Source organism: Brevibacillus sp. NPDC058079, assembly GCF_042885155.1.
In the GTDB taxonomy this organism is placed as follows: domain Bacteria; phylum Bacillota; class Bacilli; order Brevibacillales; family Brevibacillaceae; genus Brevibacillus.
In genome coordinates, this window is the sequence record NZ_JBHVSO010000023.1 from 14,410 (window position 1) to 31,038 (window position 16,629).

Sequence of the window (16,629 nt, forward strand, 5' to 3'; positions counted from 1 at the left end):
GGTAAAGGAATGGGCTTCGAGAAAAATAATGAAGAACTGCTGTCCCTCCTCAAGCTGGATGCAGACAAACTGAAGGAAGAGCAAAAAGCAGGGAAATCGCTGGCTACCATCGCAGAAGCGCAAGGTGTATCCGTGGATGATCTGGTAGCGCTTTTGGTCAAACAACAAAAGGCCAATCTGAAAGAGGCGGTAACCGCCGGGAAGCTGACACAGGAACAAGCAGACAAAATGAATGAGAATGCCAGTGAGCGGGTAAAAGAAATGGTGCAAAACACGCATCAAGGACGTGGATCGGGTAAAGGAATGGGCTTCGAGAAAAATAATGAAGAACTGCTGTCCCTCCTCAAGCTGGATGCAGACAAACTGAAGGAAGAGCAAAAAGCAGGGAAATCGTTAGCAACCATCGCCAAGGAGCAGGGCGTAGAAGTGGATGACGTCATCGAGCTCTTGGTAGGTCAGCACGAAGCCAAGCTGAAAGAAGCAGTAGAGGCAGGTAAGCTCACACAGGAGCAAGCAGACAAGCGCAGCGAGGAATTGACAGCGATGGTGCAAAAGATGGTGGATGGCAGCTTTGAAAAAGTCGTTTTCCCAAGACATGAAAAAGGAAAAAAAGACCAGGGGGAAACCATGTAGAAAAGTCAGCAGGTGGGAGCTAATCCCATCTGCTTTTCTATTTTCTCGGGATTGGTCGATGAGGGCCGCTTTGTACATAAAAACCAACGTGCGAATGAGATGAAAGGACAATCCGCGAATTGACACACAGCGGGAAAACACGATACATTCAGAGTAACTTATTGAATGAGGTGGCATGCTTTACATGAAGAAACCGTCTAACGAAGTTTTGTACGAGGAAGCATCGACCTACAAAGACATGCTCCTGCGAAAAAGCTGGAAAATGCGCATTAACGAGACTGTCATGTTTGTGCTGGGGATGATGATTCTCGCTCAATTTTTCCCGACCAATGACACGAGATTCAAAGTGCTTGTTTTCGCTATTGCCATTGCTGTTGTTGGATTGTCTCCGTTTATGTACAAATCGGTATTACGTCCGGTGTACAAGCTGACCAAGACTCACCTGATCATATCTATGTCAGGGCAGGAAAAGAGCTACCCGCTGTCTGAAGTCGAGCAAATTTATGAAGGCCGTCATTTTTATCGTGTAGGCGGCAAAAAGGAATCACTGATGGTTTCCAGGCAATTTCTCAGTCATTTAAATGAACGCTTGTTTTACTATAAAAAAGGGAACAAGAGGAGATAGGAATGAAATCGTTTTGTCGTGACACTTGGGTAGAGGTTGATTTGGATGCCATCCGGGCGAACCTCGAGACATTCAAACGCCATTTGCCAGAAAAAACGGGTATTATGGCTGTTGTGAAAGCAGACGGGTATGGTCATGGCGCTGTCCATGTCGGAAAAGAAGCGTTGGCGAGCGGTGCAGATTCACTTGCAGTCGCATTGCTCGATGAAGCGCTTATTTTGCGGAGAGCAGGGATCACTGCGCCGATTTTAGTGTTGGGATACACACCTGTCGAATCCATTGTCACTGCAAGCGAGCTGGAAGTGGAGTTAACCGCTTACAGTGTCGAATGGATCACGGAAGCGAACGACATTCTTCAGAAAAACGATTGCAAGCCTGTCGGGATTCATGTGAAGGCCGATACGGGAATGGGACGTTTGGGCGTTCGGACAACGGAAGATTTGCTTGCGGTTGTAGGTGCCCTTGAAGAATGCTCAAAGCTTAAGTGGACAGGCATTTTTACGCATTTTGCCTGCGCGGATGAACCAGATACAACCCATGTGCGACGACAACACGACTTGTTTCAATCCTTTTTGCAAGCACTGCGTGAAGCGAATAAAACATTGCCGACCGTTCATTGCTGCAATACGGCTGCGGCTATCGCATTTCCCGATTGGGGGTATGATACGATTCGTTTAGGCATAGGTTTATACGGATTGTATCCTTCTGTGTACATGAAAGAACGTGCGGATGTTATTCTTGCCCCCGCCCTGGCGCTCAAGACCAGAATTGCCCACGTAAAGAAGGCAGATGAGCCATTCACGGTCAGCTACGGTGCTACGTATGCAGCAAAGCCTGACGAGTGGATTGCAACGCTGCCGATCGGATACGCAGATGGCTATTCTCGCCTTTTGTCCAATCGTGGTGAGGTATTGTACAATGGATCGCGCTACCCGATTGCAGGCAGAGTTTGTATGGACCAAATCATGGTCAGCCTGAATTCGACAGAAGCAGCGGTCAATGATGAGGTCGTCTTGTATGGCAAGCAGGGGGACGAGGAAATCTCCTTGGATGAAATTGCCGAATTGCTGGGAACAATCAATTATGAGGTTCCATGTATGCTGAATTACCGAATTCCGCGCCTCTATTTGCGCGACCAGAAAGTAACTGAAGTATTTCACCCATTGACGATGAAGCACTCGTCCCGTGAAAATGTAAATAACTAGCAAGGGAAATCAGCAGGAATTTTCCCGTGGAACACGAATACTAGTTAAGCGAAAAAGCTGGCTTTTTTGGGTAAACGAAGTCTTCACCTACACCTTTGGATTGTTTACACTCACGTTTTCTCACCGAAAAAGCGACAGTAGGTATATTTTTGCAATGGATTCGACATAATGGTATTGTTCATATTGGCTGTTCTTTCTAGAACCAGCATAGCGGATGGAAGTTACGGTCATGGTTGGAGGTGGATTTGTCTTGTCGAAGTCAAACACGAAACGCATCATGATCAGCTTGCCACAACACTTGCTTCAGGAAGTGGATGGCGTTATTCAAAAGGAAAAATCCAATCGCAGCGAGTTTATTCGTCAAGCGATGCATTTGTATTTGAAAGAGCGAAAAAAACGCACAATCCGTGAGACCATGCAAAAAGGGTACATGGAGATGGCGAAGATCAATCTGAATATGGCATCGGAGGCTTTTGGCGCTGAAGAAGAGGCTGACCATACTCTTGTCCGCTTAGTTAGCGGGGTGTGACTGGTGATTGTCAAACGTGGCGATGTGTTTTTCGCGGACCTGTCCCCGGTCGTTGGCTCTGAGCAAGGAGGCGTACGGCCTGTTTTAGTCATTCAAAACGACATTGGAAATCGATTTAGTCCGACGGTCATCGTCGCAGCCATTACGGCGCAGATTCAAAAGGCGAAGCTGCCTACGCATGTGGAAATTGACGCAAAAACTTATGGATTTGATCGTGACTCCGTTATTCTATTGGAACAAATACGAACCATTGACAAACAACGTCTAACTGATAAAATTACGCATCTCGATGACGAGATGATGGATCGGGTTAATGAATCCTTGCAAATCAGTTTAGGACTCATTGATTTTTAACGTGTGAAAAAAGATCAGACTAATTGATAGGAAAAGCCACTTGAGTGAAGCAAGTGGTTTTTTGCTGTCAAATTTGCAGGGATTTTATAGGTGCACAGCGAACTGTTCGAAAAGAGAATATAAGACAAAATGTGACACAATATGATTTATTTTTCGAGGTAGAGAAAAAACTCATTTCTACCTACCAAGCGAGGCGGAAGGGGTTTTTTTGGTTGTGGCAGACTATTTTCCTGAGACAATCAATATAGAACAAGAATCAGACATCGTGACGGCGCGGCAAGTGGGGCGAAATATGTCGAAGTTGTTTGGCTTTGGCACGATCACGCAGTCCCGCATTGCCACGTCAATCTCTGAATTGGCTCGCAATATTTATTTGTATGCGGGTACGGGGACGATCACCATTTCGCCGATTGAGCGCGAAGGAGTGATCGGCTTGCAAATAACAGCGAATGACAGCGGTCCAGGGATTCCTGATATTCGCCAGGCGTTAGATGATGGCTATTCGACTTCAGGTGCCCTCGGGGCTGGATTGCCGGGTGTCAGGCGCATGATGGATGAATTTGAGATCCACAGTACCCTGGGAGAAGGGACGCGTGTCGTTGTTGTGAAGTGGAGCGATCAAGCAAAGGAGGAATGAGATAAATGGTAACCCGGAGCTTCCAGGAAGAGTATGTAAAAATTCTTCGGGATTACCTGAGTGCTCAAGGGGAGGACCAGCTTTACGGAGCCCAGCAGTTGGGCAAATGGATGCTTTCTCAAGATATTTCGCCAGAAGAAATAACTGATTTGCATGCGCAAGCACTTGAGCAGCTCGGGGAAGTGCCAGAGTTTGTGCGCTCCTCCTTCTCCATTTTGACAGAGGTCATGATTGAATATGGGAATGAGCACCGATCCGTAAACAGCTGGCGCAATAGGCATCAGCAGATGGAATCAGAAATAGCCGTGGCAAAAGCGATGCAGCAATCACTTTTGCCAAGTGAGGTTCCAGTCTATCCAGAACTAGAGATTGGCGTAGTGAGTATTGCAGCGAAACAAATCTCGGGCGACTATTACGACTTCATTGAACAAACCGAAGGTCGTTTCGGCGTCGCCATAGCAGACATTACCGGTAAAGGAATGCCTGCTGCGATGTGTATGTCGATGGTGAAATATGCGATAGACAGCCTTGGACAAATGGAGCTGGGTCCCGAAGAAATGCTGCACCATTTAAACCGAATCGTGGGAAGAAATATTGATCCGAGCATGTTTGTGACGATGATGTTTGGCAGTTACGACTCGAAGGAACACTGTTTCCGTTATGCGATGGCAGGACACGAGCCAGGATTTTTGTACAGGTCGGCCGAAGGGAAGTTTTACGATCTCGATGGGCGAGGGAATGCACTCGGTTTATGCCCAAACAGTGAATATGAGGTTCAGGAGATTCGTTTAGAAATAAATGATGTTCTGATTCTTCTGACGGATGGTGTAACAGAATGCAAAAATAACCGATATTATTTGCAAAGGGAAGAGCTTGTACACCATTTGCAAAAAGAGGTGGGCGAATCTGCCCAAAAGATGGCAAACGGCCTGTACAATAGACTGCTTCTGCTCTCCCAGTTTGACCTGCTGGATGATTACACCATGATTGTACTTCGAAGAACCTAAGCAACGTACGGGGGGTAGACGCAGATGGACCTGCTAATTAAGACAACGAGCCTTGAAACTGAGCACCGAGTGGTCCTTGGTGGAGATATTGATGCTTTTACAGCACCGAAAGTTAAGGAAACACTCATGTCACTCGTCAACAAACCGGATATCAATCACATAACGGTTGATTTGGAAGCAGTAGAATACATGGACAGTACCGGAATTGGAATTTTCATCGGGATTATGAAAGAGTGCATCCAACGAAATCGTACATTTGAGGTGCACAAATTGTCTCCGCGTGTGGAAAGGCTATTTCGCATTACTGGCTTATACGATCATATTGCCATCCGCAAAGGAGAGAGCGAGTAATGGGTCCAAATCGACCTCAGGCAGACGTGATTCAATTGACTTTGCCAAGCAAGGCGGAGTATTTGGGAGTTGCGCGTCTGACTGTATCCGGTATAGCCAACCGTATGGGCTTTTCTTATGAAGAGATTGAGGATATCAAGCTTGCCGTCGGAGAAGCATGTACGAATGTAGTAAGACATGCATACAAGGAAACAGAGTATCCTGGCTCCATTCATATCCAATGCCACGTTTATGAAGATCGATTGGTGATCGAGGTAAGCGATCAGGGCGTTGGATTTTCAAATGAGCTCATTGCTGAGCAACTGACGCCGATTTATGCAGGGAAAAGCATAGAGGATTTGGATGAGGGCGGGCTCGGGCTCTATCTCATTCACACGCTTATGGATGAGGTGGAGACACGCTCTGAATCAGGGGTAGTAGTCTCCATGACCAAGTATGTTCGGCAGGATGGGGTGGCTGGCAATGACTGGACAATCTCGGAAGCAGAAATATAGTCCAGAGGAGTTGAAGGAGCTCATCCACCTGTATGGTGAAACAAAAGATCCTGCGATACAGGAACAACTGGTGAGGGCCTATACTCCTCTTGTGGAATCGTTAGCGAAGAAGTTTGTTCGCGGACAAGTCATGTATGAAGACCTCGTGCAAGTCGGACTAATCGGCCTGCTTGCTTCCTTTCGTCGGTTCGACCCTAGCTTTGAGCGGACATTTGAGAGCTTTGCGATCCCGACCATTGTTGGGGAGATTAAGCGCTATATTCGGGACAAGACATGGAGTGTCTATGTTCCGCGAAGAGTAAAGGAACTGAGCCCGAAGATCAAACGGGTGGTCGACGAGCTCACGATCAAGCTACAGCGTTCTCCCCAAATTGCGGACATTGCCAACAGCCTCGGCGTTACAGAGGAAGCGATTCTGGAAACCTTGGAGATGGGGCGCAGCTATCATTCTCTCTCTATGGACAGCGAGCTGGAAGCGGATCTGGATGGCAATACCATTTCTTTACTCGACCTAGTGGGGTCGACAGAAGAAGGGTACGGAGCAGTCGAGCAGAATCTGATGCTGGAGCGGGCCCTGCAAATTTTGGATCACCGTGAAAAAGAAATCATACAATTAACTTTTTATCAAAATTTGAGTCAGAAGCAAGCTGGGGACATCATGGGGATGTCGCAGATGCATATTTCCCGCCTTCAGCGCAGGGCGTTGGGCAAGCTGAGAGAAGCATTGAAAGTGGAACAGCTGGAAACCGCGACGTAGAGGGGCCAAGTGGCTCCTCTTTTTTCTTCCCTTTTTCCAGTCCTTGTTAGCAAATGTGGTACAATAAACGACGAAGAATGAGCGCAGGAGGACAGGTATGGAGCTTACGTTGATGATCCAGACAATCGCCCAAGATACGGGTGTCAAACCTCACCAGGTGGAGCGCACGGTTGCCCTCCTGGATGAAGGAAACACGGTTCCTTTTATTGCCCGCTACCGCAAAGAAATGACGGGGCAGCTAGATGAAACACAAATTCGAGCGATTGAGGAACGCGTTCGCTATTTACGCAACCTGTCAGTGCGGAAGGAAGAAGTCGTTCGGCTCATCGATGAGCAAGGCAAGCTGACGGACGAGCTGCGCGCAGCTATTGAGCGTGCGACAAAGCTGCAAGAGGTAGAGGACCTGTACCGCCCTTACCGCCAAAAACGCCGCACGCGTGCAACCATGGCCAAGGAGAAGGGACTAGAGCCACTTGCCAACTACCTCATGGGCTTACCGAAAACCGGGAATCCGGAAGAAGAAGCAAAACCATACATCAACCCGGAAAAAGGCGTAGAGACGACTGAGCAAGCTCTGCAAGGAGCAATGGACATCGTGGCAGAACTTCTGTCTGATGACCCAGAAATTCGCCAGTGGGTTCGCCAGCGCTCCGTGCAAAAAGGATTGCTTCTGACTGAGCAGAAAGCCGAAGAAGCAGACGAGAAAAATGTATACCAAATGTATTACGCATATAGTGAGCCTCTGAAAAAGGTCGTTCCACATCGGGTACTGGCCATCAATCGGGGAGAAAACGAAGGCATTTTGAAGGTTTCCATTGAAGCACCTGTCGCAGAGATTGTGGCTTGGATGCAAAAACGCACCATTCCTCGTGATACAGTAGCCCGCGATTTGCTGACTTTGACAGTCGAGGACGCATATAAGCGTCTGATTGCCCCTTCTATTGAACGAGAGGTGCGCGCCGAGTTGACAGAGGCAGCCGAGGAACGTGCAATTCACATCTTTGCAGAAAACCTGCGCAATTTGCTGCTTCAACCGCCTGTAAAAGGAAAAGTCGTACTTGGCGTCGATCCGGCGTTTCGGACAGGCTGTAAGCTCGCCGTTGTAGACGAAACCGGCAAACTGCTGGAGGTTGCCGTCGTTTATCCGACCCCTCCGGCCAATAAAGTGGCTGAAGCTACAGCGAAAGTGAAGCAGTTGATCGAAACCTATGCAGTTACAGTTGTCGCGATTGGCAACGGTACTGCTTCGCGCGAGACAGAACAGTTCATTGCCACGCTATTGAAAGAGCTGAAGCGAGAGGTAATGTACATCATCGTGAACGAGGCAGGAGCATCCGTATATTCCGCATCCACTCTGGCCAAGGAAGAATTCCCGGACCTGGATGTAGCAGAGCGAAGTGCGGCCTCAATCGCGCGTCGCTTGCAGGACCCGCTCGCTGAGTTGGTCAAAATCGATCCGAAATCCGTCGGGGTTGGTCAGTACCAGCACGATGTTTCCCAATCGAGGCTGGCAGACAGTCTGCAGTTTGTGGTTGAGTCTGCCGTAAACCATGTCGGAGTAGATGTGAATACCGCTTCTCCTTCTCTATTGCAGTATGTATCAGGGATCAGCCGTCAAGTGGCGGGGAATATCGTGAAAAAACGGGACGAGGTCGGGAAGTTCACGGAGCGCTCCCAGCTGAAGGCGGTTCCGCGCTTAGGTGCCAAAACGTACGAGCAGTGTATCGGGTTTCTCCGCGTGATGGATGGAGCGAATCCACTGGACAAAACACCGATTCACCCGGAATCGTACGATGCGACCCACCAGCTATTGTCGATGCTGGGCATTAACGCTCAGGAGATCGGCAGTGAGAACTGCAAGGAACGCGTGCAGTCTTTGGATGTAAAAGAGACTGCTGCGAAGCTCGGGATTGGCGAGCCTACGCTGCAAGACATTGTGGACAGCCTCTTACGTCCTGGTCGCGACCCGCGTGACGAGCTGCCAAAACCACTCTTGCGAAGTGATGTCCTCCAGTTGTCTGATCTGAGTGTGGGCCTGAAGCTGCAAGGTACTGTGCGCAACGTGGTCGACTTCGGAGCGTTTGTGGATATCGGTCTGAAAAATGACGGACTCGTGCACATTTCCCGTTTGAAGAAGGGCTTTGTGAAACATCCACTTGAAGTAGTGACCGTTGGCGATATCGTAGATGTGTGGGTAGTAGAAATTGACGAGAAACGTCAGCGTGTAGGGATGACCATGATCGCGCCAACGGAAGGATAACCGCTCCTCCTTCTTCAGGTTCTCGCCACTTTCTCGGTGCTGAAAAGACGACTTTTTGAACATGAACTAAAAGGCGGCCTCCTGTCAGTCAGGGCGGCCGCCATTTTTTTCTAAATATAAGAACCAGCAACTGTTGAGCACACGAATTTGGCGAACGTCCTTCCCATTAAAGGCACGTTGCAACTGCCTGCGCATCCAATGTGGCATGAAAGTACCTCCTGGAGAGATTCGTCTATAGGCAATGTATGCGCAGAGACGAGCAGGAGGTGCCTACAATTTTCATTTACTCTTCTTCTTCGTGCAAATACTCCAATTGAGCTTGTAGGGCACGGATCTCCGTCAATAAAGAGATGAGCGGATACTCTGTCTCTTGTAGGGCAGCGAAGCGGCGCTCCAGACCACTGACGTACTCCAAACCATCCACGATCGAAAGCCCGCTCTCTAACCGATCTACATCCGCACAGTCTGCCAGAAGCGTAGGCAATTCTGGGCGCTCTGTGATCGTCAATTTGTCAATTTCCTTGTAAAGTCGTTTCAATAGAGCGATTAGTTGGTACATATGCGTTTCTGGCAACGAGACAAACTGTAGTCCGTCACTGGACTGCAACAACAAATAGCGCATGAGCTCCTCCACCATTCTGTCTACCGTTTATTTGTGAAAAACGTCTCGACGTTTTTCATTAAACAGGATATGACCGCATGCGGTCGGCAAATAAACGGTCACAACCGTATATTTGCACTCAGTGTAGCCTATCTGTCTGGCACTTTTCAACTGGAACTGCTATGGTGAAAAGAAGGAAGCGGAGGAGATGAGATGACCGATACGGAACTGCAAATGCTGGTAGAGCAGCTATCCAGCGAATTTTTTGCCAAGCCCTTTCGCCATCAGGCCCGCTTTAACAGCAGATTGCGCACGACTGGCGGTAGGTACTTGCTGCGCTCGCATGACATTGAGTTGAATCCAAAGCATTTGCAGGAGCATGGTGTGGAGGAATTGATTGCGATCATTAAGCATGAGCTTTGCCATTATCATTTACACATAGAAAAGCGCGGGTATCGCCACGCTGATCGGGATTTTCAACTACTTCTGCGTCAGGTGGGGGGAAGTCGATACTGCCAACAGGTAGGAAACGGTCGGTCGACCCTGCCTTACCGCTACGAGCTGGTATGCAAGGCATGTGGCATGAGCTACAAACGCAAACGAAAGATGAACCCGAGCCGCTATCGTTGCGGACGCTGCAAAGGAAAGCTGCTGTTGCGCGAGCTAACGACGTAAAGAGTCAGAGGCGGTTGGCTTTCTTGCGCGTCTTTTGACAGCAGGGGTATAATGAACAGACGAAAAATGTTTTCCGCGAAGGAAAAGGAGCGTTTGAAGTGGCACACGACGAATTTTCCCTGATCCGGCAATGGACGAGTCGTTCTGCGGGGCAGGAAGGGAACGGTTTGACCGTCGGGATAGGGGATGATGCCGCTGTCTTCTCCCCAGCGCCAGAAATGGAAGTCGTGGCTTGTTGCGATGCGATGGTGGAGACGGTTCATTTTTTGAAGAAAACGATGAATCCTAGTGATATCGGATATAAGGCTGTTATCAGCAATGTGAGCGATGTTGCAGCGATGGGCGGGGTTGCCCGGTATGCGCTTGTCAGTATCGCGGTAAGTCCTCAATGGACACCTGAAGAATGCCAGCAAATCTATGAAGGTATTTACGAGGCTTGTCAGGCATATGGGGTTCGTGTCATTGGTGGCGATACCGTTTCTGCGCCTGATGCCCTACACCTGAGTGTTACCGTACTGGGCGAGGTGGAAAAAGGGCGTGCCATTCGTCGTTCACAGGCAAAGCCTGGGCAGCTTGTTTTTGTTACAGGGCATGTCGGAACTTCTGCAGCAGGACTACATCTTCTCCTGCAAGGCGAGACTGCTGAAAGAAGCGTCTCTTTACCTTGGGAGACATTGATGGATGCTCATCAGCGTCCCGTTGCCCAAATAAAAGCGGGCAGACTGCTCCTAGAATCAGGGGCATGCAGTGCGCTGAATGATGTAAGTGATGGACTTGCGTCAGAGCTGTGGGAGATTGCCGAGGCGAGCGGCGTATCGATTTTGGTCGATGCTGCAACGGTACCGATCCATGACGAAGTGCGGGAGTACGCACGGCACGTAGAGAAAGATCCGCTGGAATGGGCTTTTTATGGCGGTGAAGATTATCAATTGGTCGGAACGCTTGCGAAAAGTCACTACGAAGCCGTAAGCAAGCAATTTGCCGCTAGTGGTGTACCGTTTACTGTCATCGGTGAGGTGGTAGGGAAAAGGCAAGAACCAGAATTGATGCTTCAGCGTGATGATCAACAGCTCCCGTTGCCCAAAGCGGGATTCAACCATTTTAGGAGTGGATGAAAGAGATGAGCTATACATGGAGGCTCACGGGAGCGCAGGAGACGCAGCGCTTTGCCGAGCAACTGGCAAGTCTGCTTGTACCAGGTGACTTCCTCGCGATGGAGGGAGATCTGGGAGCGGGCAAGACGACTTTTACCCAGGGGTTGGCCAAAGGACTAGAAGTCCGACAAGTAGTGAACAGTCCGACCTTTACTATCATAAAAGAATATCAGGGGCGCTTGCCGCTTTATCATATGGATGTCTACCGGGTAGGCGATGACCCAGACTCTCTTGGTCTGGACGATTACTTTTTTGGAGAAGGTGTCTGTGTAGTAGAGTGGGCCTCTTTGATCGAGGATGTCCTGCCGACAGATCGGATGACCGTTTTCCTACGTAGAGAAGGGGAGGAACAGCGGATGATCGAGCTGGTTCCTCAAGGGAATCGTTATGTGAAATTGTGTGAGGAGTTTGATTTTGATGCGCGTACTGGCGATTGATACATCGAATCTGGTGCTAAGTGTAGCTGTGGTAGAGGAAGAGCGGGTCTTGGCCGAAATGACGACGAACCAGCAAAAAAACCATTCCGTGCGTCTGATGGACTGCGTCAGTGAACTGCTCGATGCAACAGGAACAGCGCCAGAGGAACTCAGCGGTTTCGGGGTGGCAAACGGACCGGGCTCCTACACGGGCGTAAGAATCGGCGTTGCCTCTGCGAAAAGCATGGCTTGGTCACTGAATGTGCCAGTCATCGGTGTATCCAGCCTGGAGGTAATTGCCATGAATGCCACAGGCTTCTCTGGATTGATTGTACCGCTGTTCGATGCGCGCAGAGGTCAAGTGTATACCGGCTGTTATCGTTCCGATGGCATGGAGGCGTTGCGAGCGCAGTCCACAGAACAAATCATCCTATTGCGAGAATGGCTGCCACTGTTGAGAGATCAAGCGCAAGGAGAGCCGATCTTGTTCTTGGGTGAAGATGTAAGGTTGCATCGGGAGACGATTGTGCAAGAGCTCGGGAATCAGGCGCAATTTGCTTCTCCAGCCTTCAATCACCCGCGTGCTGCCCATATCGGCTATGTGGCACTGCGCAAGCTTCAAGACGGCGGAAATGCGCATGAACTGGTTCCGGAGTATTTGCAACTGGCAGAAGCAGAAGCGAAGTGGCTTGCCCAAAAGCAGGCGGGGGCCGTAAAGGAGTAAAAGCATGAGTCAACCAATCGATTTGGAATATCGTTATATGACGATGCAGGACGTTGGGGCTGTGGCAGAGCTGGAGCGCTTGGCTTTTACAACTCCATGGCCGCATGATGCATTTGTCAACGAGCTGACGAGAAATCCAAATGCACGCTATGTAGTCGTCGCTCACCAAAATCGGATTATCGCTTATTGCGGCATGTGGATTGTGATCGATGAGGCACATATTACAAATATTGCCGTCCATCCATTATATCGTGGAAAAAAGGTTGGATTGGCACTGATGATAAAAATGATGGGTGTTGCCAAGCTGCAGGGTGCCCATAGCATGACGCTGGAAGTTCGACCTTCGAACACCGTTGCGCGGAACATGTATATCAAGCTCGGCTTTAAAGAGCATGGGCGGCGCAAGAGATATTATTCGGATAACAATGAGGACGCAATCATTATGTGGGTGACATTGTAATGAAAAAGACGTATACGTCGCGCTACGAGAAGCGCATACAGCAAAAATACGAAGCACATAGGGAATCAGGTGCTCCTACTTATATTTTAGGAATTGAAACAAGCTGCGACGAGACATCGGCTGCTGTCATCCGTGATGGCCGAGAGGTGCTGTCGAACGTCATCGCTTCCCAAGCCGATATCCATAAAAGGTTTGGCGGAGTCGTGCCGGAGGTGGCTTCTCGCAGACATGTAGAGAATATTACGCTTACCATCGAAGAGGCTCTAACCGAGGCTGGGAAAACGCTGGATGACATCCAGGCAATTGCGGTGACGTACGGGCCTGGGCTTGTCGGAGCCCTGTTAGTTGGCGTGGCAGCAGCAAAAGCTATTTCCATGGCCAGAGGCATCCCGCTAATTGGCGTGCATCATATCGCAGGTCATATTTACGCGAATCGTCTGGTGCAAGAAATGGAGTTTCCGCTGATCGCACTCGTCGTATCGGGCGGGCATACGGAGCTTGTCTGGATGAAGGAGCACGGTCAGTTCGAGATTTTAGGGGAAACGCGAGATGACGCTGCAGGGGAAGCGTATGACAAGGTAGCACGAGCGCTGAATATGCCATATCCAGGCGGACCTCATATTGATCGCCTCGCACATGAAGGGGAGGCAAATGTACCGCTCCCTCGTTCATGGCTGGAGCCAGATTCCTACGATTTCAGCTTCAGTGGTTTGAAGTCAGCTGTGCTCAATACGTTGCACAATGCAGCTCAGCGAGGAGAGACGATCGAACCGGCGAATCTGGCTGCGAGCTTCCAAGACTCTGTAACAGAGGTGCTCGTAGAAAAGACGATTCGGGCAGCTCGTTCTCATGGAGCGAAGCAGGTACTGCTGGCCGGGGGCGTCGCGGCGAATCGCGGATTGCGTGATCGACTGCAAGCAAGGTGCGAGGCAGAAGGAATTCCGTTGGTGATTCCACCGTTCTTACTATGTACGGACAACGCTGCGATGATTGCGGCAGCAGGCTTTATCAAGTATGAAAAAGGACAGTTTGAGGGGCTTGATTTGAACGGAGTCCCAAGCTTGTCGCTTTCTGAGCAATAGAGTGACCGGATGAAAAGCATCTCTGAGGTTGAATCAGAGATGCTTTTTTGTTTGTTTAAACGAGCGGCTGCAGTGGGGGAAGAAGCACATTTCCAGTCTACGCTTCGGCCTACGCCCCGCAAGGGGAGGGAGACTGCCCGCTCCGGAATAAATGGCGAGAGCGCTTCAAAAGTAGTTACCTCGAAGAGGTATTCGCAGAAGTTGAAGCTAAAAACAGCTAACAGAGGCAAAAAGCTTCAGGTGTTTCCAGCCATCTACCTTGATTTATCCACATCATAGGATAACTTTCTGGATTGTTCACATATACTCCTGTGAATACTGGTGATAACACGAGAAAATGACCGGGAAAACCGCAGGTACTCTGTGGATTGTTCTGTGGAAAATGTGGATAAAAAAGTCGAGTTATCAACAGGAGGGAGACTCATGAGGAAGAAACTCGCGCTGATTTGCTTTTCGTTCCTGATATTGTTTCTAGCTACAAATATAGGAAAACCATTGGTAGCAAAGGAAAAACAACAGGTCATCATGCTATTTGTGGAGGGGATGTCGTTTCGTGATCTGGAGCAGCTAAAAAAGTTATCTACTGTGGATAAATGGTTGGATGATGCAGGAGCTGGGGCTCTGTCCATAAGAACACCCGGATCGCGCACAGCCGCAAACGGCTACCTGCTCATGGGGAGTGGCGGTCAAGCGCTTTACTCCGAAAAGAGCGGGACAGGCTATCATCCGTATGAAGCGCTATCGTCCAGGGAAACAGCCGGTGAACGGGCGCAAGAGCTGGGCAGTGATCAGGCGCAGGCGGTGGCGCGCTCCTCGATCATTTTTCCGGGTATTTTCCGGCTCTTGGCAGATAATCGGGAGAAGCCGTATTCTGCGCAAATCGGGCTTCTTGGGACCGTGCTTGCTGCAAACAACATTCAGGTCGCTTTATACGGAAACGGTGACTATGAGGATATACGCCAGAGACATGCCGTTCTGTTTGCGATGGATCAGCAAGGAAGGGTTCCGACAGGGGATATTTCTACAAAAAGCATGGAGCTCCTTCGCGGCTATCCGTACGGGATCAAGACAAACTACACCTACCTGCTTAAGAAAATCCACAGCGAGAATCAAGCGGGCTTGATCATTGCTCAACTCTCAGATTTATCCCGGTTATACCAGTTGAGTGCGGATATGGACCCAGGTCAGTTTACCCGGCAGTATCAGCGTGTTTTGCGTGACTTGTCCCTTTTCCTTGATCAACTCCTTGTGGAACGTAAACCACACCAACGCATTGTATTGGCATCACCAGCCGTCAATCATGTGGCGACAAAAGAAAAGGCTCTCTTAACTCCAGTGTTCATTTGGGGAGAGAAAGCGAGTGGAGTTTTGACATCAGCTACCACGAGGCAGTCGGGATTAGTCAGTGGACTCGATGTGGTACCAACCGTACTGTCTTGGCTGGACGTACCCGTACCAAAAGGGTTGGCTGGTCATGTCATACGTATCGAAAAAGGGAGTGGTCTCACTGCCCTTCAGAATCAGGTAGGCGAGATTCATCATACATATGCGACACGGCCAGCAGTGCTCTATACCTACGTCATGCTGCAGATTGTCATTGTAGGGTGTGCCGTCGTTCTTTGGTGGTTTGGGCGGAAGCGGGAATGGGCAGGTCTTTTGCGGCTTCGTAGAGGAATACGTCTCGCGCTGCTGGCTTTATTATGGTTTCCCGCATTGCTTTTGGCAGAGAGCCTGCTAGGCTGGCAGGTTTCTGGCGCGGTTGTCTTGGGAGGGCTTATCATGACTGCCCTGATCGCGGCTTTTTGGCAGGAAACCCACGCTCTCCCGCGAATCGTGATGACGGTTAGCGGAGTGACGACAGCCATTTTGCTGGTAGACGGATGGACGGGCGCTCATTTGATGCGGCAATCGTACCTCGGGTATGATCCAGTAATCGGAGCGAGGTTTTACGGGCTAGGAAATGAATACGAAGGGGTCCTGATCGGCAGCACGATCATGCTTGTGGCTTCGCTGTACGAGAGAATGCGTGGGGGACAAAAGGAGCTAAGTCGGGAAAATAAATGGTTGCCTGCTGTCTCCGCAGCCATATACAGTGTCGTGCTTTATTACATGGTGGCACCGAACCTAGGAACGGACGCAGGCGGTTTTCTCGCGGGGCTGATTGGATTTTCCGTGGCATTGTCACGGCTTGAGGGCTGGCGAATCGGCAAAAAAGGCCTCCTGCTGTTGGCAAGCGGCCTAGTTATGGGAGTATGCAGTTTGATGGTGATCAGCCTCATGTCAGATCAGCCCTTGACACATGTCGGACGGCTTTCTCAGCAGATTGTACATGGTGAATGGTCCGAGGTAGGGCAGATGATTGAACGCAAGCTGGCGATGAATCTCCGTTTGATTCGCGTTTCCATTTGGAGCAAAGCATTTGTCGTCTCCCTGATTGCACTAAGCGTTCTCAGCTTGAAAAACGACCGCTTTTTGCACCATCTGGCGAAGGACACGCCTTACTTAGTCAAAGGCTTTGCTGGTGTCATTGTCGGTGCACTGGCTGGGTTGATCCTCAATGACTCAGGCATCGTCACAGCAGCCACCTGCATTACCTTTCTAGTGGTGCCTGCTCTCTATGCCGCCTTGGAGGAGCCTGTGCAGGAGCGCTGTTCTACATGAAGAC

Annotated in this window: 19 protein-coding genes and 1 pseudogene; 18 read left to right on the forward strand and 2 right to left on the reverse strand. The window is 49.7% G+C overall.

Annotation, left to right across the window (positions count from 1 at the left end):
- From ACFVS2_RS33085 to ACFVS2_RS33135, 11 genes and pseudogenes are all read left to right on the forward strand, one after another.
- Positions 1-633: pseudogene (locus ACFVS2_RS33085) on the forward strand (hypothetical protein); the annotation flags it as partial.
- 184 nt (positions 634-817) lie between these two features.
- Positions 818-1,258 carry a hypothetical protein gene (locus ACFVS2_RS33090; protein WP_007721092.1) on the forward strand — a complete coding sequence of 147 codons (441 nt, stop codon included), beginning with the start codon at positions 818-820 and terminating at the stop codon, positions 1,256-1,258.
- A gap of 2 nt (positions 1,259-1,260) precedes the next feature.
- A complete protein-coding gene (gene alr / locus ACFVS2_RS33095) occupies positions 1,261-2,463 on the forward strand; it encodes an alanine racemase (RefSeq protein ID WP_390240766.1) in 1,203 nt (400 codons plus the stop codon).
- 229 nt (positions 2,464-2,692) lie between these two features.
- Positions 2,693-2,992 (forward strand): CopG family ribbon-helix-helix protein, encoded by a 300-nt coding sequence (locus tag ACFVS2_RS33100; protein WP_007721089.1) that lies wholly within the window; start codon positions 2,693-2,695, stop codon positions 2,990-2,992.
- Positions 2,993-2,995: 3 nt separating this feature from the next.
- Entirely contained in the window at positions 2,996-3,346 is a 351-nt protein-coding gene (locus ACFVS2_RS33105; protein ID WP_005830205.1) for a type II toxin-antitoxin system PemK/MazF family toxin, read from the forward strand.
- A 208-nt stretch (positions 3,347-3,554) separates the two neighbouring features.
- On the forward strand, positions 3,555-3,983 hold the full coding sequence (locus ACFVS2_RS33110) for an anti-sigma regulatory factor (RefSeq protein ID WP_173621360.1): 429 nt from the start codon (positions 3,555-3,557) through the stop codon (positions 3,981-3,983).
- 5 nt (positions 3,984-3,988) lie between these two features.
- Positions 3,989-4,990 carry a PP2C family protein-serine/threonine phosphatase gene (locus ACFVS2_RS33115; protein WP_173621359.1) on the forward strand — a complete coding sequence of 334 codons (1,002 nt, stop codon included), beginning with the start codon at positions 3,989-3,991 and terminating at the stop codon, positions 4,988-4,990.
- A gap of 24 nt (positions 4,991-5,014) precedes the next feature.
- Positions 5,015-5,341 (forward strand): anti-sigma factor antagonist, encoded by a 327-nt coding sequence (locus ACFVS2_RS33120; RefSeq protein ID WP_173621358.1) that lies wholly within the window; start codon positions 5,015-5,017, stop codon positions 5,339-5,341.
- Positions 5,341-5,835: an anti-sigma B factor RsbW gene (rsbW, locus tag ACFVS2_RS33125; RefSeq protein WP_390240772.1), complete on the forward strand. Its 495-nt coding sequence runs from the start codon at positions 5,341-5,343 to the stop codon at positions 5,833-5,835. Before ACFVS2_RS33120 ends, rsbW begins: the two co-directional genes overlap by 1 nt.
- Positions 5,804-6,592, forward strand: coding sequence for an RNA polymerase sigma factor SigB (sigB, locus tag ACFVS2_RS33130; RefSeq protein WP_173621356.1), 789 nt, complete (start codon positions 5,804-5,806; stop codon positions 6,590-6,592). Before rsbW ends, sigB begins: the two co-directional genes overlap by 32 nt.
- 97 nt (positions 6,593-6,689) lie before the next feature.
- Positions 6,690-8,852 (forward strand): Tex family protein, encoded by a 2,163-nt coding sequence (locus tag ACFVS2_RS33135; protein WP_390240774.1) that lies wholly within the window; start codon positions 6,690-6,692, stop codon positions 8,850-8,852.
- 84 nt (positions 8,853-8,936) lie between these two features.
- On the opposite strand, the gene cmpA is transcribed toward ACFVS2_RS33135, so the two are convergent.
- Together cmpA and ACFVS2_RS33145 are read right to left on the reverse strand one after the other, a co-directional pair.
- Positions 8,937-9,059 carry a cortex morphogenetic protein CmpA gene (gene cmpA, locus ACFVS2_RS33140; RefSeq protein WP_390240776.1) on the reverse strand — a complete coding sequence of 41 codons (123 nt, stop codon included), beginning with the start codon at positions 9,057-9,059 and terminating at the stop codon, positions 8,937-8,939.
- A 76-nt stretch (positions 9,060-9,135) separates the two neighbouring features.
- On the reverse strand, positions 9,136-9,474 hold the full coding sequence (locus ACFVS2_RS33145) for a hypothetical protein (RefSeq protein WP_007721062.1): 339 nt from the start codon (positions 9,472-9,474) through the stop codon (positions 9,136-9,138).
- Positions 9,475-9,666: 192 nt separating this feature from the next.
- Here ACFVS2_RS33145 and ACFVS2_RS33150 point away from each other — a divergent pair, with 192 nt between their 5' ends.
- The 7 genes from ACFVS2_RS33150 (at position 9,667) to ACFVS2_RS33180 (ending at position 16,625) form a co-directional block, all read left to right on the forward strand.
- Positions 9,667-10,128 carry a SprT family protein gene (locus ACFVS2_RS33150; RefSeq protein ID WP_390240778.1) on the forward strand — a complete coding sequence of 154 codons (462 nt, stop codon included), beginning with the start codon at positions 9,667-9,669 and terminating at the stop codon, positions 10,126-10,128.
- Positions 10,129-10,226: 98 nt separating this feature from the next.
- On the forward strand, positions 10,227-11,243 hold the full coding sequence (gene thiL, locus ACFVS2_RS33155) for a thiamine-phosphate kinase (RefSeq protein ID WP_390240780.1): 1,017 nt from the start codon (positions 10,227-10,229) through the stop codon (positions 11,241-11,243).
- 5 nt (positions 11,244-11,248) lie between these two features.
- The gene (gene tsaE / locus ACFVS2_RS33160; RefSeq protein ID WP_173621352.1) at positions 11,249-11,719 is read left to right on the forward strand and encodes a tRNA (adenosine(37)-N6)-threonylcarbamoyltransferase complex ATPase subunit type 1 TsaE; all 471 of its coding nucleotides are present in this window, start codon (positions 11,249-11,251) and stop codon (positions 11,717-11,719) included.
- Positions 11,700-12,422: a tRNA (adenosine(37)-N6)-threonylcarbamoyltransferase complex dimerization subunit type 1 TsaB gene (tsaB, locus tag ACFVS2_RS33165; RefSeq protein ID WP_390240782.1), complete on the forward strand. Its 723-nt coding sequence runs from the start codon at positions 11,700-11,702 to the stop codon at positions 12,420-12,422. The genes tsaE and tsaB overlap by 20 nt, the downstream gene beginning before the upstream one ends.
- Before the next feature lie 4 nt (positions 12,423-12,426).
- Positions 12,427-12,882, forward strand: a complete 456-nt coding sequence (gene rimI / locus ACFVS2_RS33170) for a ribosomal protein S18-alanine N-acetyltransferase (RefSeq protein ID WP_012684257.1) — start codon at positions 12,427-12,429, stop codon at positions 12,880-12,882.
- Positions 12,882-13,964 (forward strand): tRNA (adenosine(37)-N6)-threonylcarbamoyltransferase complex transferase subunit TsaD, encoded by a 1,083-nt coding sequence (tsaD, locus tag ACFVS2_RS33175; RefSeq protein WP_390240785.1) that lies wholly within the window; start codon positions 12,882-12,884, stop codon positions 13,962-13,964. The genes rimI and tsaD overlap by 1 nt, the downstream gene beginning before the upstream one ends.
- A 423-nt stretch (positions 13,965-14,387) precedes the next feature.
- Entirely contained in the window at positions 14,388-16,625 is a 2,238-nt protein-coding gene (locus ACFVS2_RS33180; RefSeq protein ID WP_390240787.1) for a hypothetical protein, read from the forward strand.
- The last annotated feature ends 4 nt before the right edge of the window (positions 16,626-16,629 follow it).